The sequence below is a fragment of the Arcicella sp. LKC2W genome (genome assembly GCF_034931005.1).
Lineage (GTDB): Bacteria > Bacteroidota > Bacteroidia > Cytophagales > Spirosomataceae > Arcicella.
The window spans coordinates 57,835-82,637 of sequence record NZ_JAYGIN010000025.1 but is presented as its reverse complement, the minus strand read 5'-3'; the positions used below and the strand labels follow the sequence as shown (position 1 = coordinate 82,637).

Sequence of the window (24,803 nt, the reverse complement as noted above, 5' to 3'; positions counted from 1 at the left end):
CTTTATTAAAATCCAATATTTAATTTGCTACTGGTAGAGTTGAATTTCAATGTACCTGTTCCTCTATATTCAATATTCTTGGCACTTCCTTCACCATTGAGAGTAACAGTATGGTTTTGGTCGATGATAACAATATCTCCAATTTGAGGAACACGATTTGCATCCCAAGTAGAGTTTATTTCCCAATTACCAGAGGCGATACTAATTACGACATTTGAAGTTCCATTTCCTTGGAATTCATAAGCTCCCATATCTACTCTTCCGCCGTTGTATCTTCTCAAATTTCCGTCCAAATCTAAATCTGTCAGAGAGATTGAACCATTATCACCTCTATCAATTCCTAATGAACCTGAACTCAAATGATAGTCTCCATTTAAGTTTGGCGAAAGTCCTTCTGGAGATTGATTAACAAATTGAGGGTCATAATTCAAGTTTCCAGTACCAGCATAACCACCTTGAATGATACTATAAGAAATAATTGACTGAGTATCATTAAATGGTGTTGAATTACCCCAAATAATAGAGTTCTTAACAACTGGCTGACTATTTGAGTTGAAAATTCCACCATTATAACCACCATTACCACTAAAAGTTGTATTGGTAATAATTGGATTAGAATTGTTATTGTAAAGTCCTCCAACTCCTCTGTTACCAGAAATTAACGTGCTTGAAATCGTTGCATGACTACCATCTTGTAAATAAATGGCTGCTCCAAAAGTAGATTGATTACCCATGAATTTACAGAACATGATTGTTGGCTTACTGCCATCTCCTGCAAATAATCCACCTCCAAACATTGATGAGTTGCTATTGATAGTACAGTTTACAATCATCGGCATGGCTGCATTTCCAAGAACAATACCTCCTCCGCTTTCTGTGGTAGAAGTAGATGCGGCATTTGTAATTGGTAGATTTACTCCTCTATTTGGATTAAAGTTTGCATTTCCACCCGTAATTGTAAAGCCATTTAAAACAGTATTGCTTGATGAGCCATTGAATAGTACAACGTGATAACTGTTATCCGTAATAACGTTTTGAGTACCAATATCCCCACTCAGGATTGAAACGTTTGTTCTGAAATTACGCTCAATCAAAGCATCTTCAGTACCAGCAAAACCACCATAAACAATTACATCATTAGGAATATTGAAATAAATGGTTTTGTCAAGTGTTTCTGTTGTTTTGTAAGTTCCCTTAGCCACCCAAACTTCTACTCCTGCTGTTGCAGCAGATAATCCTGTCTGAAGATTTCCATAAGCAGTTGCCCATGAATTACCATTTTGAATTGGGGCTGAAACCTTCGTAATATCTACAAAAATTCTATTAACAACCGTTACCAATACATCATTACTTTTATTCGAGATACAAGTAACTCCGTTAGCTGTTTGTTCACATTTTGCATAATACTGAGTGGTCACCGTTGGTGATACTGGCATGGTTACTAATACATTGTCCGTAGTTTGATACCATTTTATCACAAAGCCTTCTCCTGTACATCCCGTTGCGGTTAAAGTTGCCGAATTGCCACTATAAATAGTTGCTCCAGTTGCGACTGGAATAGCTGGATTCAACACCGTTAAAGTAACTACATTTGACTTCTCACTTGTTGCCGTTATGGCATTAAATGTTTGTTCACATTTTGCATAATATTCAGTTGTTACACTTGGTGATACTGGCATGGTTACTAATGTATTATCTGAGTTTTGATACCATTTTAACTCAAATGTTCCCGTACTTCCAGAACAACCTGTTGCAGTGAGCGTTAACGGTGTACTAATACAAGTTGTACCTCCTGTGGCAACTGGTGGATTGGGACTTAAAACTGTTACGGTTACATCAGCAGATTGAGAACTGATACAAGTAATACCATTCAATGTTGTTTCACATTTTGCATAATAGTTGCTCGTAGTCGTTGGCGAAACAGGCATTGTTACCAAAAGATTACCAACCGATTGATACCATTTCAATACATCACTCACGCCAGAACAACCCGTTGCTGTAAGCGTTACTGAACCTCCAAAGATAATTTGAGTACTCGCTTGTCCAGTTGGTGTTACAGGTGTTGGATTCACTGTTGCCGAAGTGGTTGCCATAGCTGTACATCCTGCTGCATTAGTTACAACAACTTGATAAGTTCCTGTTGCTGACGTAGTAGCGAGAAGAATTGACGGATTCTGCATGGTAGAACTGAATGAATTAACACCCGTCCAAGCAAATGAAACTCCACCTTCAGCAGATAAGTTCAGCGTAGTACCTGTACAAATTGGTGAAGTATTAGTTGCGGTTGCCATTGGTAGCGTATTTATCGTTACCGAAGTGGTAGCCATTGCAGTACATCCATTGTCATTTGTAATAATTAACTGGTAAATTCCTGTTGCAGCCGTTGTGACAGTTATAATACTTGGATTTTGCAAAGTTGAACTAAATGAATCTGGACCTGTCCAAGCATACGAGCCAGTAGGAACAAGTGTAGGAATGCTTAATCCTCCACCTAATAAATTTACGGTGTTTCCTACACAAACGGGCGAGTTACTACTTGCTGTTGCCACAGGTAGAGCATTTACCATTACTGAAGTAGTAGTCATGGCAGTACATCCATTTTCATTAGTAATGATTAGTTGGTATGTCCCCGTAGCTAAATTAGTCGCTGATGTAATACTTGGGTTTTGTAAAGTTGAGCTAAACGAGTTCGGGCCACTCCACGCATACGAACCCGTAGGAGCGAGACTTGGAACACTTAAACCACCACCTAATAAATTGATAGTAGTACCAGCACAAACAGGCGAGTTACTACTTGCAGTTGCGGTTGGTAAGGTATTTACCATTACCGAAGTTGTGGCAGCAGCAGTACAACCAGCAATATTAGTAACGACAACTTGATAAGTACCATTAGCCGAACTTGTTACGGAAGCAATACTTGGATTTTGTTGAGTCGAGTTAAATGAATTTACGCCAGTCCAAGCATAAGATACTCCTCCACTTGCAGATAGATTCAATGTATTTTCTGCACAAATAGGTGAATTACTACTTGCCGTTGCTGTTGGAGTTGCATTCACCGTTACAGCAGTCGTAGCATTGAAAACACAACCATTTGTATTGGTTACACTAATTGTATATGTTCCTGTTGCTAAAGTAGTAACATTAGCAATACTTGGGCTTTGCTCCGTTGAGGTAAAGCTATTAGGCCCACTCCAAGCATAAGTACCTGTTCCTGTACCAGTGAGATTCAATGTATTTCCTGCACAAATGGGTGAATTACTACTTGCCGTTGGTACTACTGTTGCACCTGGCACATCTATTCTTAAATTATAATTACTACAACCTGTTCCAGAATTTACCTCATGCACCACCACTACAATAGTTCCATTTGCTGGAATGTTTACTTCATAAAATCCCGTTGCTGGAAATGATGAACCGTGGTCTGCTAAGTAATTTGAACTCACAGAAGTAGGATTAAAACTACCCAAATAAGCCGCTGAAAATATACTCGTTCCACAACCTGATGTTAGACCAATTGTGGCACAAACGGGTGCAGCGGTTGGGTTCGTAACGGTATAGCTGTCATAAAATCTTGCACCTGTTGTTGTGAAATCACCAGGATAACTTGTTGGAGATGCACAAGTTGATACTGTTGCAAAACGATTCATTCTTCCTGTTTGTTGAGCATCACCCTCAACCAATGAGTTACTAAAGACAAAATTTCCAAATTTCACTGCCGTTGTATCACGAGATGAACAGTTAAATTGATTGGTTACAATTGCTCGATAAACCCCAGCAGTTGTAATCTCTTGCGTTTGAGTAGTTCCTCCAAATGCTGTAAATGAATTGGGGTTTGCTATTCCTGTAAGACTTCTTTGCCATGCGTAAGTATAATTGGGGTCGGCAGGGGCAGAAAGCGTTGTGCTACTTCCAGAACAAAAAGCAGTTCCTGCATCGGTTATTGTTGCCGTTGGATTTGGATTAACCGTTACTGTTGCCGTGATTGGCGTACCTGTACAGATTGTCCCTGCATTGGTATATGATGGCGTAATGGTAAAAGTTACTATTATTGGAGAAGCAGTGTTATTCACTAAATTCCCTGTAATATTACCCGTTCCACTTGCTGCAATACCTGTTACTGTGGCGGTATTATCTCTTGTCCAGTTAAAGACTGTTCCAACCACCGTAGCACTTAGCATAATCCCATTATCTTTTGGTAAGTCAGGTACAACGTTAGGATTATCATTTTCTGAATTTGTATTCGTTCCACCTGTTAGATTCGATAAAGTAATACCCGAAATAGTCGTTCCTGAGCATATTGATTGGCTTGGAATACTGGCACTTGCCGTTGGAATGGGATTAATAATAACCGTTGCCATAACAGGTACTCCAGCACACATACCTACGGGTGTAATAGTAAACGTAACCGTCAAAGGAGCATTTGTGGTATTTGTTAATGACCCCGTAATATCTTCCGAACCACTTGCTGCAATACCCGTTGCTGAAGTAGTATTGTCTCGTGTCCATGTATAACTTGTACCTGTTCCTGTTAAAGTAATTTTTGTAATTGCCTCTCCACTACAAATTGTTTGTGTACTTGGCGTTACAGATACTGTTGGTGCTGGACTAACAGTTACTGAAGTTGTAGCCATTGCAGTACAAACTCCCATTACCTGAAAAGTATAAACCCCAGAAGCAGCAACAGTAACATTTGAAATGGTTGGGCTTTGAGCTGTTGAAGAATAACTATTAGGACCAGTCCACAAGTAAGTTCCAACGCCTCCACCTGTTAATGAGAGATTTGCACCAACACAAGCGGGTGAATTACTACTGGCAGTTGCTGTTGGTGTTGTATTAACAGTTACAGCCGTTGTTGCAGACGCTGTACACCCTGTTAAGTTAGTAACTCTTAATGTATACGTACCACCACTTGCCGCTGTAACATTTGTGATAGCTGGGTTTTGACTACTCGAAGTAAATGAATTTGGTCCAGACCATAAATAACTCGTTGCAAGCGTCGAACTCAAGTTCAGCGTTGTTCCTGTACAAACAGGCGTATTACTACTTGGAGTTGCTGTTGGTAATGACGATATCGTAACGGCATTGGTTGCCACTCTTCCACTTGCACAACTTGTGGTTTCGCATGATGCGTAGTAAGTTGTGGTAACCGTAGGCGATTGTGATAAATTTGTTCCTGTTCCAATGCTTGTTCCTCCCGTTGAGACTGTGTACCAATTAAGTGTTCCACTTGCACAAGTAGCAGAAAGAGTTACACTTCCATTGGGGCAAACCGTTATACTATTAACTGAAACGGAAGTAGCTTTTACATTAATGAAATCAAAAGGAACAACGAACGTACACATTCCTTCTGCGGGTACATTTGTTACTTGGGCATAAAGCGTTTGTGTACCTGTTGGTATTGTATTATTAGCCGTAAATTTGTTAGTAGCTTCATTATAAGTACCCGCCGAAATCGTTGCGGCAGCATCTGTAAAAATTCCACTTACTGTATAATTATTAGTACCTCCCAAAGTGAAGATTGGGCAAGCATTTGTAATGACCACTTTGTTATTGGTAATGCTTGAAACGGTTTTTGCTTTTACTACGCCATTATTAGTAAATGTACCATTATTCGTAAAATCGTAAGTATTTAGCATTTGTATTAAACCTGCATTAGTGGTTGTTCCTCCATTTTCATAAAGACCTGCTCCTCCTGTCATTAATATTTTACCACAAGCATTATTAGTAATGGTTGAACCACTTGGATTTGAAATACCGCTTCCTGCTGTAACACTGATAGTTCCAGTATTTATTACACTTGACCCACTACTACCCAAACTTAAAGCATAAGTTCCCCCTGCATAATTGATAGTTCCACGATTTGTTAGAGTTAGAGTATTGTTATTAGCTTTAAAATCACCATTAAATATCCCTGTGCTTTCATTTGTAAAAGTAAGATTACCAAATTGGAGTGATGCACCATAGAGGTTATTGGTAGTAATTGTTCCTCTATTGGTAATACTTGCCGTAGCTCCAATAGCAAGCCCAGTGCTGCTTCCACCACCGCTCAGGTTTATTGTTCCGTCATTGATAAGATTACCACCCTGTAAAGTGAGTACAGCGGTTGTACTACTTGCATTCAATGTACCACCATTATTAACGGTTAGCGTTGCACCGGAATTAACGTATATCAGTTTTACACTCGGCACAGTACCCGAAATAGTAGGTTGATTAGTTTTTAAATCAATAACAACCGCACTATTGGTAGCATCTGGCACCCAAGCAGGATTCCAGTTACAGGCAGTATTCCAATCGGTGCTGATAAGTCCTGTCCAATTAATCCCGACATTGCCAGGCGATGAAGCCAAAGGCGTACTAACTGTTACATTTACATTTGAAGTTGACCCACTCGTACAACTACCCACAGTACATTTTGCATAGAAAGATTTATTTGTAGAAACCGTTGGGGTACTACTGACAGGTGAATTATCGGAGGCATCGAACCATGATAATGTTCCCGCACAACCAGTCGCCGAAAGCGTAACCATTGCAGAGGTACACACAATTGAGGGAGTTACACTTGGGCTTGTTGGTACTGAGGGTTGTGTGTTTACAGTTACTGAAGTGGTGGCAGTTGAAGTACATCCGCTTGCATTTGTAACCCTCAAAGTATAAGTTCCTCCTGCCACGATTGTTGCATTGCTAATACTTGGGTTCTGTACAGTCCCAGAAAACGAGTTTGGTCCTGTCCATAAATAATTGGTGGCAACCGTTGATGTTAAATTCAATGTATTTCCTGCACAAACTGGGGTATTGCTACTTGGGGTTGCGGTTGGCAAGGCGTTCACCGTTACACTTACTGTTGCAGATGCCGTACAATTAGCACTACTCGTTTGAGTAATGGTATAAACGCCTGTTGCTCCAGTAGTTACATTTGTAATACTTGGATTTTGTAATGATGAAGTAAAGCTACTTGGTCCTGTCCATGAATAATTCGTACTCGCTGCCGATGTTAAATTGAGCGTTGTACCTGAACAAAGTGGTGAATTACTACTTGGACTTGGAATAGGATTGGCATTACCTGTTCCCTTAATGTTGATAACATAAGGACTATTCGTTGCATCATTATTGGTCAAGGTTATGGTAGCATTTTTTACCCCTGCTGAACTTGGGTCAAATTGTACCGTAAAAATAACCGAACCAGCCGCCGTAATAGGCGAAGTTGGTTGCGTTGTAATAGAAAACTGACCAGCATCTGCACCACCCAAAACTGCCAAAGGACTGCCTGAAAGGGTTAAATTTGTATTTCCAGTGTTTTTAATGGTATAAGTTTTACTGACTGTCCCACCTGTTACACAAACTCCTCCAAAATCGGTATTATTGGCAGTACCAGCCACTCCACCATTAGTAATGGCTATGTCTGAAGCATCAACAACCTCTATAATTGGTAATGTATTGACAACCGTATAGTTGAAATTATCAATATCACATTCTGTTAATGTACCAGCCGTAGAAACTTGAAGAGCGGTCAATAAAACGTTTTCAAGTGGTGTACCAGTGAAAGTTACATTTAATTGATACCCTGCACCACTGGCAGAAGTTGCCGTGATGGTTTTAGTAGTGCTTACTGTTCCGCCACCAAACAAAGTACCTGTAAAAGTTACTGAACCCGAAGAATGTGATGTTTCGGTTGTTCCAACCCAAGCATCTAAACCATTCAATTTGAAAACTTTATTGGCAGTAGTTAGCGAAAAAGTACCCTGATTACCGACCGCATTGTTGGTTGAGGTCAGATAAAAATTAGAAGACCCACTGCCAAAAGTGCTGGCTTGTCTTACCCGATAACCACCCGTTGCCGAGAAACTTACGCCACTTTCTGCAAAGGTGGTGGCAAGATTGGTTTCATCTTCAAAAGTTTCAATGACACTATCGTCGTTCAGAATTGTTCCAATACCTGTCTGTTTCAAATAAACCGTTCCGTTTGTAGCCCCCGAAAGTGTCATATTGAACCTTTCAATTGGCTCAATCGTAGCATCTTTCAAAACAGTTACATTAACAGTTTGAGTCAATGCTCCTCCGCTCGTAAAAGTTAAAGCGGTTGAAGGAAAAGCCGTATAGTCAGTACCTGCCGTAGCTGTACCATCCGAAGAAGCCACATTTACCGTAAATGAAGTTGTATTATTTGTACGAGTTACGGTAAATGTTGCCGTTGTTGAACCTCCACCCGTTCCTTCAATTACACTTACATCATCAATGGATAATTGAGTATTGGTAAGCGTTGCCGTTCCGTATTTGAAATTATCAATTTGAAGGTACTGAATGCCCGTAGGTGTTGAAAACGAAATAGCCGAAAGTTGAACCCCATCAAAAGGTGAACCTGCAAAAAGTACCGTAGAGTGAACATTTGTACCCGATGGTGTGATGGCTGCGGTATGTGTTATAGTACCTGAGCCATCAGCTTTAGTACCCGTAAAAGTAATTGTTCCGTTGGTAGGTGTAAAAGTCCAGTTGGGTGAAGAACCCGAAACTGCTGCCGACCATAAATCTATACTAATAACGTTGAACGATTTTCCAGGAGAAGTTATTTGTAAAGAACCTTGATTACCAACGGCGAAAGGTTCGGTAGAAGAAGCATAACCCGAAGTACCTCCTTGTCCAAAATTACCTGCATTTTTTACAAGTAATTTCCCTGTTGTTTGAAAAGCATTTCCACTTTGAGTGAAGGTTGAAGTTTGATGGGTTTCATCATCAAAAGGTTCATTGATAGCATCATCATCCACGATTGTTCCAGTTCCTGTGGCATCTAATAGCACGCCCCCCGAAGGATTGGAAAGTGTCATCGTGAAGGTTTCATTAGGTTCAACCGTTACATCACCGTTTACCACTACGTTTACCGTTTGGGTCAATGCACTACCTGCCGTAAAGTTTACTGTTGTTAAAGGAAATGCCGTATAATCAGTTCCAGATGTTGCCGTTCCGTTTGAAGATTGAACTTGTACTGAACTTGCTGCAGTATTATTACTCCGAGTAACGGTAAAAGTAAAATTACTTGTGCCTGAGTTACTTTCTGATTGGCTTACATCATCGATAGAAAACTGATTAGTTACAACTGCCTGTGTCGTGAAACCGATATGGTCTAACTGAGCATATTGTACAGTTGCAGAAGTTGAAACACTTAATGAAGTCATATAAACACCGTCTAAAGGTGTTCCTGCAAAATTTAATCCATCTACCATCATATTGGCTTCTCTTGTTTGTCCACCTGGCACAACACCCGTAGAAGCCACATTGACCGTTGCAGTAACTGTACTACCTCCTACTAATGTTCCCACAAAAGTAATTGCTCCGTTGGTCGCACCGTTACCATTGGTAGCGGTGGCAACGTATGCGGCAAATGAATTTATCTTAAATGAGGTACTTGCATTTTGTATTGTTATCGTTTTCGTAACCGTATTTCCATTTACTTGGATATAACTTGTTGAATTATTATATCCAAATGTCGTTACAAATTTTTGAAACGTAAGGTCTGTTGAAAAGCTAATGCCACTTTCTGAAAATGTATGGGGTGTTGTTGAATTGGCAGTTGATTCATTCTCAAAATCTTCTGTTGCTGTCACCTGTGCAAAAGCATTAATAGACATCAACAAAACAACACAAAAAGCCATCAGACCATTAAGCGTTTTATTGAAATAGGAATTGGTAAAGTTAGTTTTCATAATATTATGATTTTTGTACACTATTTGATTAAAATCATTCTCAAAAACAATATTGTCAGGCGGTGAACATTAATATTACTGTGAATCTGTTTAATAAATTTTAGGAGAATTTTATCCTAAAATATTTGATAGGAGAGCTTCACAAAAAGTTATCCCCCCTTAAACAAGTTCTATCTAAACATCAACAGCATTGATGTATTAAAACTCCAATGCTGTTGAAAATAAATCTTAATTTCTCGAAGGGAAAATACCTTGTGTTGCAATGCTATAATTGATAGCAAGATATGGCTGCATGTTATTATGTGGCTGACTTCCGCCTGCAATAGTAGTTGCAGAAGACATTTGTACTGGCGTTGTTGCACCATTCGCATAAATTGCTGGCATTGTACCACCTGTGCGTCCTTGAGAAGCCAAAGAAGCACTTTGTGCAGTAGCTTGCGTTGGTCCATCACCTGATGCTGTCATAAAGTGATTGTGTGCAGGCATTTCTGTGCTAATCAATGTATGATTTTCTTCGCCTGCTTGTTGACCAATAACATAAGAACTCAATCCAGGTCCTTGACCCATACCAATCGGTACTCTACTTTGAAGGTTAGGTAAGGCAAATGTTGTTTGCCCATTACCTCCATAGGTAGTGCCCAACAAAGAGAATAATGCTGTATTTTGGGCAATACTGAGTATTTGTCCATTGCAAAGCATCCAGCCACGTGGAGCGAAGTTGAAGCCAAACATGGCTATCATACCAATGTACGGTTGATCCATAGTTAAAATTTGATTAAATAGTTAGTAATAAATTGTTTAGATAATTAATAAATTCTTAGTTTCTTGAAGGGAAAATGCCTTCTAATGCTATACAGAAATTCATAGCAAGGTATGGTTGAATATTATTGTGAGGCTGGTTTCCGCCTGCAATAGTAGTTGTAGAAGACATCGGTACTGGCGTTGTTGCACCATTCGCATAAATGACTGGCATTGTATCACCTGTGCGTGACTGAGAAGCTAAAGAAGCTCCTTGTGCAGTTGCCTGTGTTGGGCCATCACCCGAAGCAGTCATGAAATGAGTATGTGCTGGCATTTCGGTACTAATCAGGGTTACTGTTTGAGTACCAGCTGCTTGTCCAATAAAATAGGAGCTAAGCCCTGAGCCCTGACCCATGCCAATAGGTACTCTACTTTGAAGATTGGGTAAGGCAAATGTCGTAACCCCATCACCGCCAAAATAGGTGCCTAACAAGGCAAATAATGCTGAGTTTTGTGCAATAGAAATCAATTGTCCATTACAGTATGCCCAGCCACGAGGAGGAAAATTAAATCCAAATATGGCTAACATTCCAAGATAAGGAGTCATAGTGTTAAATAGTTTAAATGGTTATTAAATAAGAAAATATGTATTTGGGGTAAGTAATAAATAATATTTTTTATTGAATTTGAGGTTTTTAAATCTGCTTAAACTGTCTCAAAACGGTCTTTTTTAGGTGTGGGAGTATATTTGAAAAATAGGTTTGGTATAGGTGAAAATACCTGTTTTATCAAAGAAGATAGTTTTTTTGCTTTGCCATGCTGATAATAAAATTTAGCTTTGCAATCATTAATTTTCCTAAACACATTAACTATCCAAAATATGATTGACTATCAAGACCATGTCTATGTTTCGCCAATTCTTAGCTTTTTAGAAAGAATAGGTATTCCTGTACAAATCACAACGTTAACCTCAGAAATGTCCCTTCCAGGAATACTTATTAATAATGGTTCTTTACAAATTGACCTTGCCCAATTAAAATTCCCTGGAGATTTATTACACGAAGCAGGTCGTATAGCCCTTGCCCCAAGTGCTGTTCGTTCCAGTCTTTCACATCCTATTGAATCGCAATTAGACTTTGATGTTCCCACCAATTCTATGATGACTATCGGATGGTCTTATGCCGCAGCTATTGAAGCAAATATTCCCTTAGAGGTTTTATTCCACCCTGAAGGATACAAAGGACAAAACGATAGTATTTTATTTGGTTTTCAGTCTGGTCAATATATCGGTTTGCCTATGCTTCAGTGGCTTGGTATGGCTTTTGACGCTCAAAATGCTGCCCAACATGGAGTACAGCCATTTCCTTCTATACAAAAGTGGTTTCGTCCTTAGCATTCAGGTATATATCAAATTGAACAGTAAGCAAATCTTCTTCAAACTTCGTTTTGGGTAATATGGACTTGAATTTTTCGGGTATCATATTAACATGAATGTTATCAACAAAAGCTTTTCCGTCGAAACCAAAATGGAGTTTAGTTAAAATTTCAGCTCCATTTTGTTTTTTAATTTTGAAGTAAATTCTTCGTGTATTATAAAATTTATCTTGATAATGCTTTTCAGGAAAATCCGTTTCAAAACTATAATTACCTTCCGAATCAGTAATGAGCTTTCCTTCATATTCAAATTTTGAAGGATTCTTTTCTGAATTGTTATGCCAAATCTCTATTTGTATATTTCGAGCAGCACTCAAATCTTCATAACAAACCTTACCGTTTACTTTTACTACTTTCTGTGCTTTCTTCGTTATTCGTAATGTTTTACTACTTTCTTTCGTCTGAGCGTTAATCAACAAAGGGGAAAAACTAAGTCCAAGCCCTAAATAGACAGAGTTTCTACAAAATTTTCTACGACTGTTTAACATAAGTTTTTGGTGGTTGGGATATATTTTATTTACAAATGTTCAGTAATAACCACCCAATATTCATTTATCCAGAAAAGACAAAGTTATGTTTGGTTGGTCTTTGATGTAAGGGTAAAAATACCTGTTTTATCTACTGACGAAATCTATCCATCAAGTCATAATGATACCTTATGCTTTACGAATAAATCAATGAGTTTTACTTAGGTAAATGAAATTATGTTGGGTGTATTTTTGTAAGTAGGAGTTTTTTCACACTAAATAAATAGTAGTAGAAAATGAAAAACTGTAAAGTTTTTAAATGAGAAAGGGTGTTTCTCAAAAGGTGAGATAATTGGTTTCATGAACAAACAAACGATTTTTGATAAAAAGCGTCTGTTTGTTCATTTTCATGTGTTAGTAATAGAGGTAATATCGTACTCATCTTTATGAGTTACATTCTTATCCAAGAAACCATATTAGGAAATGAATGCGTATTTTTTGATTGTGTGTTTATTATTCTTTCGGTCATTCCGAACCATTCCAAAATCGGAACTCCAAAATATTGTCCGTTATTAAAATTCTGTAAAATATTCTCGCTATCACCTTTATAACCGTCTGGATGAAAGACAATTGCAGGGTCAATCTCGATTTTCAAACAAGCTGCATACGTCCAAGCAATAACTGCCATTTCAATGGCTTCAGAATCATTTTGCCCTTCCAAAGAACCTGACAAGTTTTTACGCTCTTCGGGAAGCATCAAAGCAATATGACCAGCTTCGTGGAGGGTATCACCAATGTATTTTAACTGATTTTTATCAATCAGAAGCGTTCCATTTTTAATCAATAATCCAGGCAAAAAAGTCTGTTCAGCAATCTGACAATAGCTGATAGGAATGCCTATCTTTTGAATAAAATCGGTAATCTTGTGAAAAACCATTTCATTAAAGACCATACTGAGTAACTAAAAGAAATATTGAATAAATTATTGATTGAAAGGTAGAAAATATCAAATATTCTAAACTACTTTGGGAGAATACATTTATTAAGATTGTAACAAGAAGTGGGACAATATTATAGAATATTTTTTATCAAATGATAATTTTGAGCAATTTTGTTATGAAAAAGTTATTAAACGTATGCAAACAACAAAATTATGTATATGAATAATTATAAACTCCCTCAAACATACGAGATTGACCGTTTAAAAATTGACTTGAAAAAATGTCAAAATAAAGAATGGTTACTGCATTTCAACCAAAATGATTTCACAGGCAACTGGTCAAGTTTTGCTTTACGTTCCATTTCTGGTAGCGAATTAGACATTTTAGCAACACCTAATGCCACTTTTCAAGACACGCCAACGCTCAGTAACTGTCTGTATTTCAAAGAGATTGTTGATTCTTTTCAATGTGAAAAGGAATCGGTAAGGCTACTTTCCCTTTCTCCAAATAGTTATATCAAAGAGCATACAGATTCAGATGGAGGCTACGAAGATGGTTTTTTCAGAATTCATATTCCCATTCAGACCAATGACAAAGTAATTTTTACGGTCAACAAAAAACCTTTGCCCATGCGTGAGGGTGAATGTTGGTATGCAAACTTCAATAAGCCTCATTTTGTGTCTAATCATGGCGAGAATGACAGAATTCATCTGGTTATTGATTGTCTAAGAAATGATTGGTCAGACCAATTATTTGCAACCTTTGGCTATGATTTTGAGGAGGAAAAAAAGAGTAAATACAACCAACAAACCAAACTGATGATGATTGAACATCTATCATTGATGAAAACTGAGGTGGCAGATAATTTGATTAAACAGTTGCAAGGAGAATTGACACAATAAACGACTCCTCTAAAACTTTCTTATGATATTTATAGATTAAAAACACATCAAAACATGAATAATCATCCACTAAAGAACTGGATTCCTTTCCGATTAGATTTTTACGAAAAAGAATTATACTGTCGTTGGTTATATGTTGACGGTAAACAATATACTGAACCTTTCTTTGACGAAACCACAAGGCAATGCCGAACTTTTGAAGAAAATAGGAAACCTTTTTACTCTGTTTCTACCTTGAAAGGAATCGTTGATTTTTCTGAAAATATACCATCATTAGCTCCTACGGCATTTATTTTTCATGTATCACGTTGTGGTTCAACACTTTTGTCGCAATTGCTTTCGTTGGACGAGCAGAATATCGTCCTTGCTGAACCTCCGATTTTTGATGAAGTTTTACGAGAAATTACCTTCAAAAAACCTGACATTTCATCTGAAAAAATAGAAGAAACTTTAAAAGCTGTTGTCAAATTTTTAGGTCAAAAAAGAACTGGAAATGAACAAAATTTCTTCATCAAATTAGATAGTTGGCACATCTTTTACTACGAAAAATTAAGAAAATTATATCCCAAAACGCCCTTCATTTTCTCGTTCCGACGACCTGATGAAGTTATTCGTTCGCAGGTAAAAGAGAGTGGTATGCACGGTGTTCAAGGTTTGATTCAACCTGAATTGTTTGGCTTAACTTTGAACGAAATTTTGAATATCCAACGCCCAGTTTATATAGCGAAAGTCTTAGAAAAATACTTTGAGAGGTATTTAGAAATCATTGATAAAGATGAAAATGCTCTCTTTATTAATTATGCCGAAGGAATTTTGACAAGTTTAGATAAAATTGAACATTTTTTGACATTAAAAATTGACCCTGCCATCAAACAAAAAATGGTGGAACGTACTCAATTTCATAGCAAAAGCCCCAATACTTTTTTTGATGAGAAACCATTAGAAGATGAACTGCCCGATTATCAGAAAAATGTATTTGGAATGTATGAAAAACTATTACGAAAATGATAAATTCCACCATTTTAAATACTTTCAGAGAACATATTTTAGCCAATAAACCAATTGAGCAAAATGATTGGAATGCTTTTCAAGCTTCACTTTTTGAATATGGAATTGGTATGGAAGAAACCCTACATTTTCTCTATTTCAATCAACCGAATAGCTCAGATTTTCACACTTGGATTGATAAAAATAAGCAAATTTATCAAAATGATAATTTTGAACATTTCCCAGATGTGCTTAGTCAGGAGGATTTGGATTTTTGGAATGAAAATGGCTATATTGTTATCAAAAACGCCATTTCAAGACAAGATTGTGAAGAAACACAAAACGCAATTTTAGATTATTTGGAGGCTTCATTAGATAATCCAGCTTCTTGGTATAAAAACCACGAAGCAAAAGAAGGCTTAATGGTGCTGTTTACCAAACACCCAACTTTGGAGAGAAATAGGGCTTCTTTAAAAATCCAGAAAGCCTATCAGCAGTTGTACGAAACCGATAAAATTTATCGTGTAATAGACAAAGTAAGTTTCAACCCTCCTGAAAATGATTCATATAAATTTATGGGGAGTTTACTTCATTGGGATGTTAGTTTAAAGCTCCCAATTCCATTCAAATTACAAGGATTACTATATTTGACAGACGTAAAACAAGATAGCGGAGCTTTTCATTGTGTGTCAGGTTTTCATCATCAAATAGAAAATTGGATGGAAAATTTGCCCCAAAATGCTAATCCAAGAGAAACGGCAGTTCAAGAATTGAAGCCTATTCCCGTACTTGGAAATGCTGGAGATTTTGTGATTTGGCATCAAGCTTTGCCACATTGTGCCACGCCAAACACCAGTAATTTGCCCAGAATGGTTCAGTATTTGACGTACTTTCCTATTGAAAATCAGGAAGAAATAGGTGAGTGGCTTTGAGAATTTTGTTCAATTTTTCAAAATAAAATCCAACACTTTTTCCAAAGAATTTTCAAGGTTTTCTTCAGAGGTATCAATCACAAAATCGGGCTTTTCGGGAATGTCAAAAGTGTCATTTACGCCTGTAAGATTGTGGATTTTATCGGGATGATTTTCGGGTAAAAAAGCTCTTTCATAAAGTCCTTTTGTATCTCTTTTTCTGAGCGTTTCCATGTCGCATTTTACATAAATCAACTTGGCTTTATAAAGTGTTTTCAACTCATTTCGGGCAATGTTATAAGGATTGATTGCTGCAATAATGGTAATGACTCCGTTGCGAGATAAAAGATTCGCCACAAAACCAAGCCGTTTGATATTCTCAATTCTATCTTCTTTTGAGAAGCCTAAATCAGCACAAAGTGTTCTCCTAAATTCATCTCCATCAATAATTTCTACTTTGAGATTCATGGATAAACATCTTTCTTTTACTAAATTAGCAATGGATGATTTCCCTGAACCCGAAAGTCCAGTCATTTGAAATAATGGCATTTTTAGTGTGTTTTAAAACTGCAAGTAACAAAAAAAGCGACTCAAATAAAATTTGAATCGCTTTTAGTTATTGTTGTGTCAGTGATTATTCTGGTCTAACTTTCATAATCTTAACGGTTGTTCTTCTATTTTTTTGGTGTTCTGCTTCGGTACAACTTACGCCATCGGTACATTTGTTTACCAAGTCGCTTTCGCCATAACCTTTTGCTAACATTCTATTGCGTTCAATTCCCTTTTTGGCAATATAGTCAACGGCTGCTTGAGCTCTTTTTTCCGAAAGATTCATATTGTCTTGGGCATCTCCACGGCTGTCAGTATGCGAACCTAACTCAATAACCATTGAAGGGAATTTTTGTAAAGTTGCTGCCAATTTATCTAATTCACGAGCGGCATCTTTACGAATAAGAGCTCTGTTTGAATCATAATAAATATTGTCCATCGTAATTAAATCGCCTTCTTTGAATAGTCCAGAGTTTAATGAAATCTCTTTTGCCTTTCCTTTTTTTACTTTCTTTACTTTATTTACATTAGTTCCATAACCATCTTTTGAAACTTCCAATGTATAATCACAACCATCAGTCATATTAAAGGCATAAACTCCATCTGGCCCTGTCATTACTTGTTGAGTTGTATTGTCGCAATCATTTTTAAATGTTACCAATACGCCTTCAATTGGTGTTTTTTCAACTTCGGTTTTTACAATACCTTTCAATAATGATTTCTTTTTGGTAACCGCTTCTGGTGTAAATACAGGAGCAACAGGAACAACTACTTTTTCAACAACTGCTTGTGGTTCTGGCTCTGGTTCAACAATTTGCACTTTCATCAACGGCACATCCAATCTTGATGGTTCATCGTCAGATTCTCCTTTGGTTGAATATCCTACAAAGTTGGTTACGTAACCTTCTTTCATGATTTTCATTGAATAGTCTAAATTCTGACCTGTGCAAAATTTCAAACTTCCGTTTTTATCTGTTCTCTTTTTTTCAGAAGTTCCGCCTTTAGGATTGATTTCTACGTCTGTATCGGCAACGGGTTCTTTGGTTTCTGGGTCAAAAATACTCACAGTCATTTCACGACAATCATAAGCTGAACCGCCTTCACGAGAGAAACGATAAATATCATCGTCTTCACCACGTTTGCGGTCAGAACTAAAATAACCTGTTTTACGATTGCCGTCAGTAATAATCCCAAAATCATCATTTGGCGAGTTGAAAGGTTCACCTAAAGCAACTGGTTTGTTGGCATTTGCTCCGTTTTTGATTTCCACAAAAAACATATCTAAACCACCTTCACCTCCCCAACCGTCTGACGAGAAGTATAAATTACCTCTTTCATCAACAAATGGGAAAACTTCAACTCCTTTTGAATTAACATCTTTTCCTAAGTTTTTGGGGTCGCTCCAGTTTCCGCTTTTAAATTCCGAAACCCAAATATCCATTCCTCCAAAACCACCTTCACGGTCAGAGGCAAAGTATAAAAATCTTCCATCTTTTGATAACGAAGGGTGGGCCGTTGATACTTCATCATCATTAAAAGGTAATTCTGTGGCTTCTCCCCAAGCACCATTTACGTTTTCGGCTGAATACAGTTTCAGCTTCATTTCGTTGTCTTCGCTTGTTCCTTTTTCTCCTTCGTTAAAGTTATTTCTGGTAAAAATTATCTGAGTAAAGTCTTTATTGAACGTTGCAGGCCCTTCATGGAATTTAGTATTTAATGACTTGCTAAATATTTCAGATTCTGCAATTTGTCCTTTTACTTTGGCTACTGCTTCCTCTGTTCCTCCAAAGAAATTAAGTGTTTTTGAATCGTTGGCAGTTGGACGAGAATAATAATCGTTTCCTAAAGATTTTGCACCTCCCGAGGTAATTCTTTTTGTTTTTTTTGCATTGCCATCCGCTCCAAGTCCTTGAACTTTGGTTAAATCATTTAGATAAAATAAATCTAAATATCCACCTTTATCGTCCATCAAACTTGTTCCTGTACCTTTTCCCGAACAGAATACAATTCCGTCACGGTAATACATTGGACTAAATTCTGGATTGGAAGTATTGAAGTCTAAAAAATCAACCTTATACTTACCTTTTCCATTAGTCAAAGCACTTACATCTTGAGATATTTTGGCATTACTTGAAGTTGATTTAAAAGATTGTGCATTTTGACTTTCAACAACTTGAGATGCACTGTATTTATCTAAAAAATCTTGAGATTCTTTAAATTTACCATTGTCTGCTAATACTTGAGCAAATTGAAGATAAGATTTGGCATTTTCCCCTATTAAATCTCCCGTCGATGCAAAAACTTGACGAAATACACGTTCTGCATTAGAGCCGTCTTTCGCTTGCTTATAACTGGTAGCTAATTTTAAAAGTACCGATAGTTTATCGTTTTCAGATAAATTTGCGGAACCGTCTTTTAGTACCTGCTCAAATTTTTGAATGGCAGTCGGATAACTCCGTAAATCAAAATGACGAATAGCGTCACTCAACAACGGATTGGTTTGTTGGGCAGAAACATTACTCAAAAGAGCAGTCGCCAACGTGAGGGTAAGTCCAATTTTTCTTAACTTAGGCATCGTGTTAGTATCTTAAGTCCTTATATATTCTGACAAAGTTCGTTCCATAAACGCATCGTCGTAAAAATTATAATTATCAGTAAGGATTTTTGATGGGTATTTTAAGCGGAAATGATTGAATAAAACTACATTATTCATCAATTTAATAGCATAAATCATGCCAAATTAACTTTTGTTATGGATAAATATATTCTGTAAATGTCTGAAAAAAAGCTAATTAGTAGTTTTGTGCGATGATAAAGTTAGAATTTGTAATTGTATTACTGAAGTTGAAATCTCAAAAAAGAAAATATGTTAAAAAGTTTTTATAATGAAGCCTACCTCGAAGCAGGATTAGATGAAGCAGGAAGAGGTTGCTTAGCAGGTCCAGTAGTAGCAGCAGCGGTGATTTTACCAAAATATTATGAACACGAATTATTAAATGATTCAAAACAATTGACCAAAAAACAGCGAGAAATTCTGCGGGTTGATATTATCCGTGATGCTCTTGCGTATGAAATTTCATCAATTTCTAATCAAGAAATTGATGAAATTAATATCCTGAAAGCCAGCATGAAAGCCATGCACTTGGCGATTGATAAACTCAAAATTCGCCCCGAACATTTGTTGATTGATGGCAATCGTTTTCCCGTTTATCCACTCATTCCGCATACTTGTATTGTGAAGGGTGATAGCAAATTTATGTCAATTGCGGCAGCTTCCATTTTGGCAAAAACGTATCGAGATGATTTGATGGAAAATCTCTCCAAAGCATTTCCAGAATATGGTTGGCAACAAAATGCAGGTTATCCAACGGTGAAACATCGTCAAGCTATTAAAGAATTTGGCGTAACAGTTCATCATCGGTTGACGTTTAGATTTGAGCGATAAAATTGGTTCTATTATGATTTATATAGGGATTCATTTGTCTGATTAACGCTGGCAGGGTTCCAAAATCCTGCCAGCGTTCTAACCCGTATAAATTATAGAAGAAGCATAAATTTTATTACATTTGTAAAAATAAAATCATGCTAAAAAGAGGAATGAAACCTGCACATCCAGGTATACTAATCAGAGAAAATATAGAAGGCTTACGTGCAGAAGGTAAAAATATTACCATTGAAGAAGTTGCAAAGGCTTTGGGTATTACCCGCAAGACACTTTCTGCTGTGCTGAACGGGCATCATGGAATCAGCCCTGAAATGGCTATTAGGCTTTCAGAATCATTTGGAACAACTGCAAAATTTTGGCTAAATGTTCAAAGAAATTATGATTTATTTGAAGCTGAAAAGACCGTTCAACGTCAAAATATTATTCATCTATGGGAACGCCCTTTGATGGCTGAAATGGTTTAAATCACTCCGTACTTGAAAACGAAGCGTCATCCGCTCAAAACTCCACACTCCAAAAATGTCTTTCCGTTCAATACTCGCTAAACCTTTTGCCTCTTTCGTAGTAAATAATCGCCGAAAATGGGAACAACGTGCTGTCGAAACGCAACTTTCTTTGATGAAATCGTTGGTTTCTGACGCTTCATATACGCTTTTTGGAAAAGATAATAAATTTAGTCAAATTTCTGATTATCAAGATTTTAAGCAGTCAGTTGCCGTTCAGGATTATGAAAATCTAAAACCGTATATTGAAAAAGTAGTCGCTGGTGAACCTGATATTCTCTGGAAAGGAAAACCGCTCTATTTTGCCAAAACTTCGGGTACAACTTCGGGAGTAAAATATATTCCAATCTCTCAAGAATCCATTGGTTTCCATATCAACGGAGCAAGAGATGCTTTGTTGAGTTATGTACACGAAACGGGCAACTCCAAATTCTTAGATAAAAACCTCATTTTCTTGTCGGGTTCTCCCGAAATGCACAAAAAGAATGGCATTTTCACGGGGCGACTTTCGGGTATTGTCAATCACCATGTACCGAGTTATTTGCGGAGTAACCAAATGCCAAGTTATGAGACGAATTGTATTGAAGATTGGGAAACAAAACTTGAAAAAATCATAGATGAAACCATCGACAAACCGATGTCTTTAATTTCTGGAATTCCACCTTGGGTACAGATGTATTTTGATAGAATTCAAGCTCGTACTGGGAAGAAAATTAAAGACGTTTTTCCAGAGTTTTCATTGTTTGTATATGGTGGCGTGAATTTTGAACCATATCGTGCAAAGCTTTATGAATCAATTGGTTATAAAATAGATTCTATCGAAACTTATCCCGCTTCCGAAGGATTTATTGCCTACCAAGATTCTCAAACAGAAGAAGGTCTTTTGATGCTTTTAAATTCGGGAATTTTCTATGAGTTTATTCCCGTAGAAGATTATTTCAAGCCCAATCCTCGACGTTTACATATTGGAGAAGTACAATTAGGTGTCAATTATGCCGTAGTGATGAATACCAACGCTGGGCTTTGGGGTTATTCTATTGGTGATACCGTAAAATTTGTCTCTTTAAATCCGTATCGTATCGTGGTTTCGGGTAGAATTAAGCATTTTATTTCCGCTTTTGGTGAACACGTAATAGGAGAGGAAGTTGAAAAAGCGATGCAGTTTGCTATGCAACGTCATCCCGAAGTAGAATTGGTTGAGTTTACCGTTGCCCCGCAAGTAAGCCCACCAGAAGGCGGATTACCCTATCATGAGTGGTTAATTGAGTTTTCAAGAGAACCCCAAAATATGGAAAATTTCGCCCAAGACCTCAATCAAAAATTAGCAGAATTGAATGTCTATTATGATGATTTAATGACAGGGAATATTCTTAGACCCTTGAAAATTAAATCATTACAAAGAGATTCTTTTATTAATTATATGAGGAGTGAAGGGAAATTAGGTGGTCAAAATAAAGTACCAAGATTGTCGAATGATAGAGGAATTGCGGATAAATTGTAGTTTGCGTTTAGGGGAATTAACATATCAAATTGTCTATACTATACAAATAAAATAATTTATAACTATGAAGAAAAAGCTCATATTGTTCATTTGCCTATTATTGGGAGTAACGCAACTTACTATTGCCCAGGATTATTTCAAGAAAGACACCACTAAAACGGTATCTAACCTTTTCATTATTCGCCTAAAAGATGGGACTGTACTGCGAGGTAGAATTGTTGAACAAAATACCCAACAAAGTAAAATCCAAACCGAAAATATGGGTACGGTTACGGTAAATGCCAATCAGATTGTTAGTATGAACCTAATGAATAATAATCAATCTATTGGCGAAAAGCCTTATTACGAAAATAAGTTTGTCAATCGTTTTGTAATTACACCGTCTGGGTTTGCCATGGAAAAAGGAGCGATAGAGTTTCATAATTATATGCTTTATTACAGTGAATTTGCGGCGGCTTTGGGCAATAGATTTAGTTTAGGGTTTGGATTTATAACTATTTTACCCGCAGAAGGCTATAATTTGAAAGCAAAAGCAACACTGATTGCAAAAGAAAATTTCAATTTTTCTTTGACAGGAAATCTCATCGGAGGAAGACGTATTGGGAATACAACGGTTTTAATTCCTTCGTTCAGCTTTGGGAAAAAAGATAATTTTTTAAATGTTAGCCCTATTTTTTTTACCGAAAGTCGTTCTGGAAGTTTTGGAATGTCGGTCAGCTATATGAAAAAGGCTTCGCCAACGCTTACCTTTTTTACCGAAAACATATTTGCTGTTGGTAATGGGGTAAGTATTAATGATGGAGTTATTCTTTCGGGAGGTTTACGTTTTGACCGTTTGTTTCATGCTTTTGATTTGAATATAGTCATTCCGACAAATACTGGAACATTAGGATTATACTTAATTCCGACCGTTGGTTATCATTTAAAACTGAACAGACAATAGCAATTTTTTGATGAATATTTGATACCTTTATACAAACCCCAAAAACCCTTGTAAGTCGGCAAGACTTACAAGGGTTTTTTTGTGGGAATGACCAGTGATGAGCAGCAATTTGAGCAATTAATTGATGGTATTTTAGCCAATGGATATGCTATTTGTGATGATTTTTTAGCTAAAAATGAGGTTGACAACCTTTTAGAAACCTTCTCGAAACGTTATGAAGAAGGAAAGTTTAAGGAGGCTGGAATCGGAAAACAAAGCGAAGTACAGAAAGCCTCATTAATTAGAGGCGATGAAATTTTATGGCTCGAAACCGATTCTACAAACTCAGCAGAACGTGTACTTTTAGATAAAAATCTGGCTTTTGTAAAATACCTAAACCAAACTTGTTATTTAGGAATTGTCGATACCGAAATTCATTTTGCCAAGTATGATGTAGGTAAATTTTACCGTCGTCACCGAGATACTTTTCAAGCTCAAAAAGGGCGTATTTTGTCAGTTATCTACTATTTGAACACCAATTGGATTCCCGAAAATGGCGGAAACCTCATTATTTATACGCAGGAAAATAATGTTGAAAAAGCAATTACCATTTCACCATTGGCAGGACGTTTAGTGTGTTTTGAAAGCGAAAAATTAGACCATGAAGTTACAGAAGCCTTTGCCGAAAGATTTAGCGTAACAGGCTGGCTGTTGAATAGAAAATAATTGCTTTACATTTTCACCTTCACATATTTTTCAATATTTAATCTATTTACGCCAATACTATCAATTTTTTCTACGCCTGTTTGAATTAAGGTGTCATTTTTAACCGTTACCGTAAATTCAAATTTGTTGTTTTCCCATTCTCTGGCGTTACAATATTCTAAAAATTCCGTGTATTTATCGCCTACTAAAGTATATTTGCCACCACCCGCACCAAACGAAGCAGTTGAATCTTTACCTTTATTCAAATCATGATTTAAGAAAGAAAAATGGGTATCATTAATAATTTTGATGGCGTTTTTATCTTTTGTATAATCGGTAAAAGTCGTGTCTCCTTTTTCGATAATAGTACCCGATACTAACGCCCAAGTGCCAAGAATTGATGATGAAGCATTTTGCTTTGATTCAGTTTTACAAGAAATAATAAGGGATGAAATGACAATAATTGAGAAGATTTTTTTCATTGTTGAGCGTGTTTTGAGATGAATTGGTAAGTTATCAAGATACACTCAAGGACTTGTCTTTTTCTGCGTGGTTTGGTAGAGATTGAAGGTCGTAAAAAAACCTTTGTAGTAATAAAATTAATTATTCTACAAAGGTTATACAGCGTTATACACTAATTAAATTTCTATAATCATACTTTTCGTAATATCCTGTATTCTTATTTTCCTTCTTTAATTCGATTAACTCATTTTTCACTTGAATTCCAATCCAATATTCTGGCTTTGTGTGAGAAAAATGGCTCAATTTCAAAACTAATTTTGGATTTAGTTTCCTTTCTCCAACAAGGTATTTATGTAGATTGCTATCTTTCATTTCAAATAAATCGGCTAATTTTTTTTGAGTTATGTCAAGTGTTTTTAAATACATTTTGACAAAATCCAGTACCTTTAAAATTTCCTCATTTTCATTGTCATTTCTAATATAATCTTCAATTTTATATTGAATTGAAAGTAATTGATTTGTTAGTTTTCTTTCTTTGGATTGCTTTTCAGAATGGAGCAAGATAAATTGTTTTAATTCATCTTGTTTGTCATCATTCCAAATATCATTAACTTGAATTACTTGACCTTTCATGATAA

The 24,803-nt window shown here is 36.7% G+C and carries 18 protein-coding genes; 9 read left to right on the top strand and 9 right to left on the bottom strand.

Going from position 1 to position 24,803, the window contains the following annotated elements; translation table 11 throughout:
- Positions 1-5 precede the first annotated feature (5 nt).
- The 3 genes from VB796_RS19210 to VB796_RS19200 form a co-directional block, all read right to left on the bottom strand.
- Positions 6-9,695 carry a Calx-beta domain-containing protein gene (locus VB796_RS19210; protein ID WP_323348206.1) on the bottom strand — a complete coding sequence of 3,230 codons (9,690 nt, stop codon included), beginning with the start codon at positions 9,693-9,695 and terminating at the stop codon, positions 6-8.
- A 228-nt stretch (positions 9,696-9,923) separates the two neighbouring features.
- The gene (locus VB796_RS19205; protein ID WP_323348205.1) at positions 9,924-10,457 is read right to left on the bottom strand and encodes a phage tail protein; all 534 of its coding nucleotides are present in this window, start codon (positions 10,455-10,457) and stop codon (positions 9,924-9,926) included.
- 55 nt (positions 10,458-10,512) lie between these two features.
- Positions 10,513-11,043: a phage tail protein gene (locus VB796_RS19200; protein WP_323348204.1), complete on the bottom strand. Its 531-nt coding sequence runs from the start codon at positions 11,041-11,043 to the stop codon at positions 10,513-10,515.
- Positions 11,044-11,316: 273 nt separating this feature from the next.
- Between VB796_RS19200 and VB796_RS19195 the strand changes: the two genes are divergently transcribed.
- Entirely contained in the window at positions 11,317-11,829 is a 513-nt protein-coding gene (locus VB796_RS19195; protein ID WP_323348203.1) for a hypothetical protein, read from the top strand.
- Here VB796_RS19195 and VB796_RS19190 read toward each other — a convergent pair.
- Positions 11,804-12,358: a hypothetical protein gene (locus VB796_RS19190; protein WP_323348202.1), complete on the bottom strand. Its 555-nt coding sequence runs from the start codon at positions 12,356-12,358 to the stop codon at positions 11,804-11,806. The two genes, VB796_RS19195 and VB796_RS19190, sit on opposite strands and share 26 nt — an antisense overlap.
- 430 nt (positions 12,359-12,788) lie before the next feature.
- A complete protein-coding gene (locus VB796_RS19185; RefSeq protein ID WP_323348201.1) occupies positions 12,789-13,274 on the bottom strand; it encodes a hypothetical protein in 486 nt (161 codons plus the stop codon).
- Between the two features lie 222 nt (positions 13,275-13,496).
- Between VB796_RS19185 and VB796_RS19180 the strand changes: the two genes are divergently transcribed.
- From VB796_RS19180 to VB796_RS19170, 3 genes are read left to right on the top strand one after another with little or no spacing between them, the layout of a single operon-like run.
- The gene (locus tag VB796_RS19180) at positions 13,497-14,180 is read left to right on the top strand and encodes an aspartyl/asparaginyl beta-hydroxylase domain-containing protein (protein ID WP_323348200.1); all 684 of its coding nucleotides are present in this window, start codon (positions 13,497-13,499) and stop codon (positions 14,178-14,180) included.
- 54 nt (positions 14,181-14,234) lie between these two features.
- Positions 14,235-15,188, top strand: coding sequence for a sulfotransferase (locus tag VB796_RS19175; RefSeq protein ID WP_323348199.1), 954 nt, complete (start codon positions 14,235-14,237; stop codon positions 15,186-15,188).
- The gene (locus VB796_RS19170) at positions 15,185-16,099 is read left to right on the top strand and encodes a phytanoyl-CoA dioxygenase family protein (protein WP_323348198.1); all 915 of its coding nucleotides are present in this window, start codon (positions 15,185-15,187) and stop codon (positions 16,097-16,099) included. The genes VB796_RS19175 and VB796_RS19170 overlap by 4 nt, the downstream gene beginning before the upstream one ends.
- 9 nt (positions 16,100-16,108) lie before the next feature.
- On the opposite strand, the gene cysC is transcribed toward VB796_RS19170, so the two are convergent.
- Both cysC and VB796_RS19160 read right to left on the bottom strand, forming a co-directional pair.
- Positions 16,109-16,627 carry an adenylyl-sulfate kinase gene (cysC, locus tag VB796_RS19165; RefSeq protein ID WP_323348197.1) on the bottom strand — a complete coding sequence of 173 codons (519 nt, stop codon included), beginning with the start codon at positions 16,625-16,627 and terminating at the stop codon, positions 16,109-16,111.
- A gap of 85 nt (positions 16,628-16,712) precedes the next feature.
- Complete coding sequence (locus VB796_RS19160) at positions 16,713-19,202, bottom strand: OmpA family protein (protein WP_323348196.1); 2,490 nt, start codon at positions 19,200-19,202, stop codon at positions 16,713-16,715.
- 291 nt (positions 19,203-19,493) lie between these two features.
- Between VB796_RS19160 and VB796_RS19155 the strand changes: the two genes are divergently transcribed.
- The 5 genes from VB796_RS19155 to VB796_RS19135 all read left to right on the top strand — a co-directional run bounded on the left by VB796_RS19155 (position 19,494) and on the right by VB796_RS19135 (position 23,724).
- Positions 19,494-20,072, top strand: coding sequence for a ribonuclease HII (locus VB796_RS19155; RefSeq protein ID WP_323348195.1), 579 nt, complete (start codon positions 19,494-19,496; stop codon positions 20,070-20,072).
- A gap of 137 nt (positions 20,073-20,209) precedes the next feature.
- The gene (locus VB796_RS19150; RefSeq protein ID WP_323348194.1) at positions 20,210-20,536 is read left to right on the top strand and encodes a HigA family addiction module antitoxin; all 327 of its coding nucleotides are present in this window, start codon (positions 20,210-20,212) and stop codon (positions 20,534-20,536) included.
- Positions 20,537-20,591: 55 nt separating this feature from the next.
- Positions 20,592-22,076, top strand: a complete 1,485-nt coding sequence (locus VB796_RS19145; RefSeq protein ID WP_323348193.1) for a GH3 auxin-responsive promoter family protein — start codon at positions 20,592-20,594, stop codon at positions 22,074-22,076.
- Positions 22,077-22,140: 64 nt separating this feature from the next.
- Positions 22,141-23,019, top strand: a complete 879-nt coding sequence (locus tag VB796_RS19140; RefSeq protein ID WP_323348192.1) for a hypothetical protein — start codon at positions 22,141-22,143, stop codon at positions 23,017-23,019.
- Between the two features lie 87 nt (positions 23,020-23,106).
- Complete coding sequence (locus tag VB796_RS19135; protein WP_323348222.1) at positions 23,107-23,724, top strand: 2OG-Fe(II) oxygenase; 618 nt, start codon at positions 23,107-23,109, stop codon at positions 23,722-23,724.
- A 5-nt stretch (positions 23,725-23,729) separates the two neighbouring features.
- Here the strand turns inward: VB796_RS19135 and VB796_RS19130 are convergent, their stop codons facing one another.
- Entirely contained in the window at positions 23,730-24,185 is a 456-nt protein-coding gene (locus tag VB796_RS19130; protein ID WP_323348191.1) for a hypothetical protein, read from the bottom strand.
- A gap of 145 nt (positions 24,186-24,330) precedes the next feature.
- Positions 24,331-24,798, bottom strand: coding sequence for a hypothetical protein (locus tag VB796_RS19125; RefSeq protein WP_323348190.1), 468 nt, complete (start codon positions 24,796-24,798; stop codon positions 24,331-24,333).
- Positions 24,799-24,803 lie beyond the last annotated feature (5 nt).

Bases quoted from the DNA above. Each gene is read 5' to 3' on its own strand.
- cysC (WP_323348197.1), bottom strand. From the start codon at position 16,627: ATGCCATTATTTCAAATGACTGGACTTTCGGGTTCAGGGAAATCATCC.
- VB796_RS19190 (WP_323348202.1), bottom strand. From the start codon at position 12,358: ATGTTAAACAGTCGTAGAAAATTTTGTAGAAACTCTGTCTATTTAGGG.
- VB796_RS19155 (WP_323348195.1), top strand. From the start codon at position 19,494: ATGTTAAAAAGTTTTTATAATGAAGCCTACCTCGAAGCAGGATTAGAT.
- VB796_RS19150 (WP_323348194.1), top strand. From the start codon at position 20,210: ATGCTAAAAAGAGGAATGAAACCTGCACATCCAGGTATACTAATCAGA.
- VB796_RS19140 (WP_323348192.1), top strand. From the start codon at position 22,141: ATGAAGAAAAAGCTCATATTGTTCATTTGCCTATTATTGGGAGTAACG.
- VB796_RS19200 (WP_323348204.1), bottom strand. From the start codon at position 11,043: ATGACTCCTTATCTTGGAATGTTAGCCATATTTGGATTTAATTTTCCT.
- VB796_RS19175 (WP_323348199.1), top strand. From the start codon at position 14,235: ATGAATAATCATCCACTAAAGAACTGGATTCCTTTCCGATTAGATTTT.
- VB796_RS19210 (WP_323348206.1), bottom strand. From the start codon at position 9,695: ATGAAAACTAACTTTACCAATTCCTATTTCAATAAAACGCTTAATGGT.
- VB796_RS19205 (WP_323348205.1), bottom strand. From the start codon at position 10,457: ATGGATCAACCGTACATTGGTATGATAGCCATGTTTGGCTTCAACTTC.
- VB796_RS19135 (WP_323348222.1), top strand. From the start codon at position 23,107: ATGACCAGTGATGAGCAGCAATTTGAGCAATTAATTGATGGTATTTTA.
- VB796_RS19195 (WP_323348203.1), top strand. From the start codon at position 11,317: ATGATTGACTATCAAGACCATGTCTATGTTTCGCCAATTCTTAGCTTT.
- VB796_RS19125 (WP_323348190.1), bottom strand. From the start codon at position 24,798: ATGAAAGGTCAAGTAATTCAAGTTAATGATATTTGGAATGATGACAAA.
- VB796_RS19170 (WP_323348198.1), top strand. From the start codon at position 15,185: ATGATAAATTCCACCATTTTAAATACTTTCAGAGAACATATTTTAGCC.
- VB796_RS19160 (WP_323348196.1), bottom strand. From the start codon at position 19,202: ATGCCTAAGTTAAGAAAAATTGGACTTACCCTCACGTTGGCGACTGCT.
- VB796_RS19180 (WP_323348200.1), top strand. From the start codon at position 13,497: ATGAATAATTATAAACTCCCTCAAACATACGAGATTGACCGTTTAAAA.
- VB796_RS19145 (WP_323348193.1), top strand. From the start codon at position 20,592: ATGTCTTTCCGTTCAATACTCGCTAAACCTTTTGCCTCTTTCGTAGTA.
- VB796_RS19130 (WP_323348191.1), bottom strand. From the start codon at position 24,185: ATGAAAAAAATCTTCTCAATTATTGTCATTTCATCCCTTATTATTTCT.
- VB796_RS19185 (WP_323348201.1), bottom strand. From the start codon at position 13,274: ATGGTTTTTCACAAGATTACCGATTTTATTCAAAAGATAGGCATTCCT.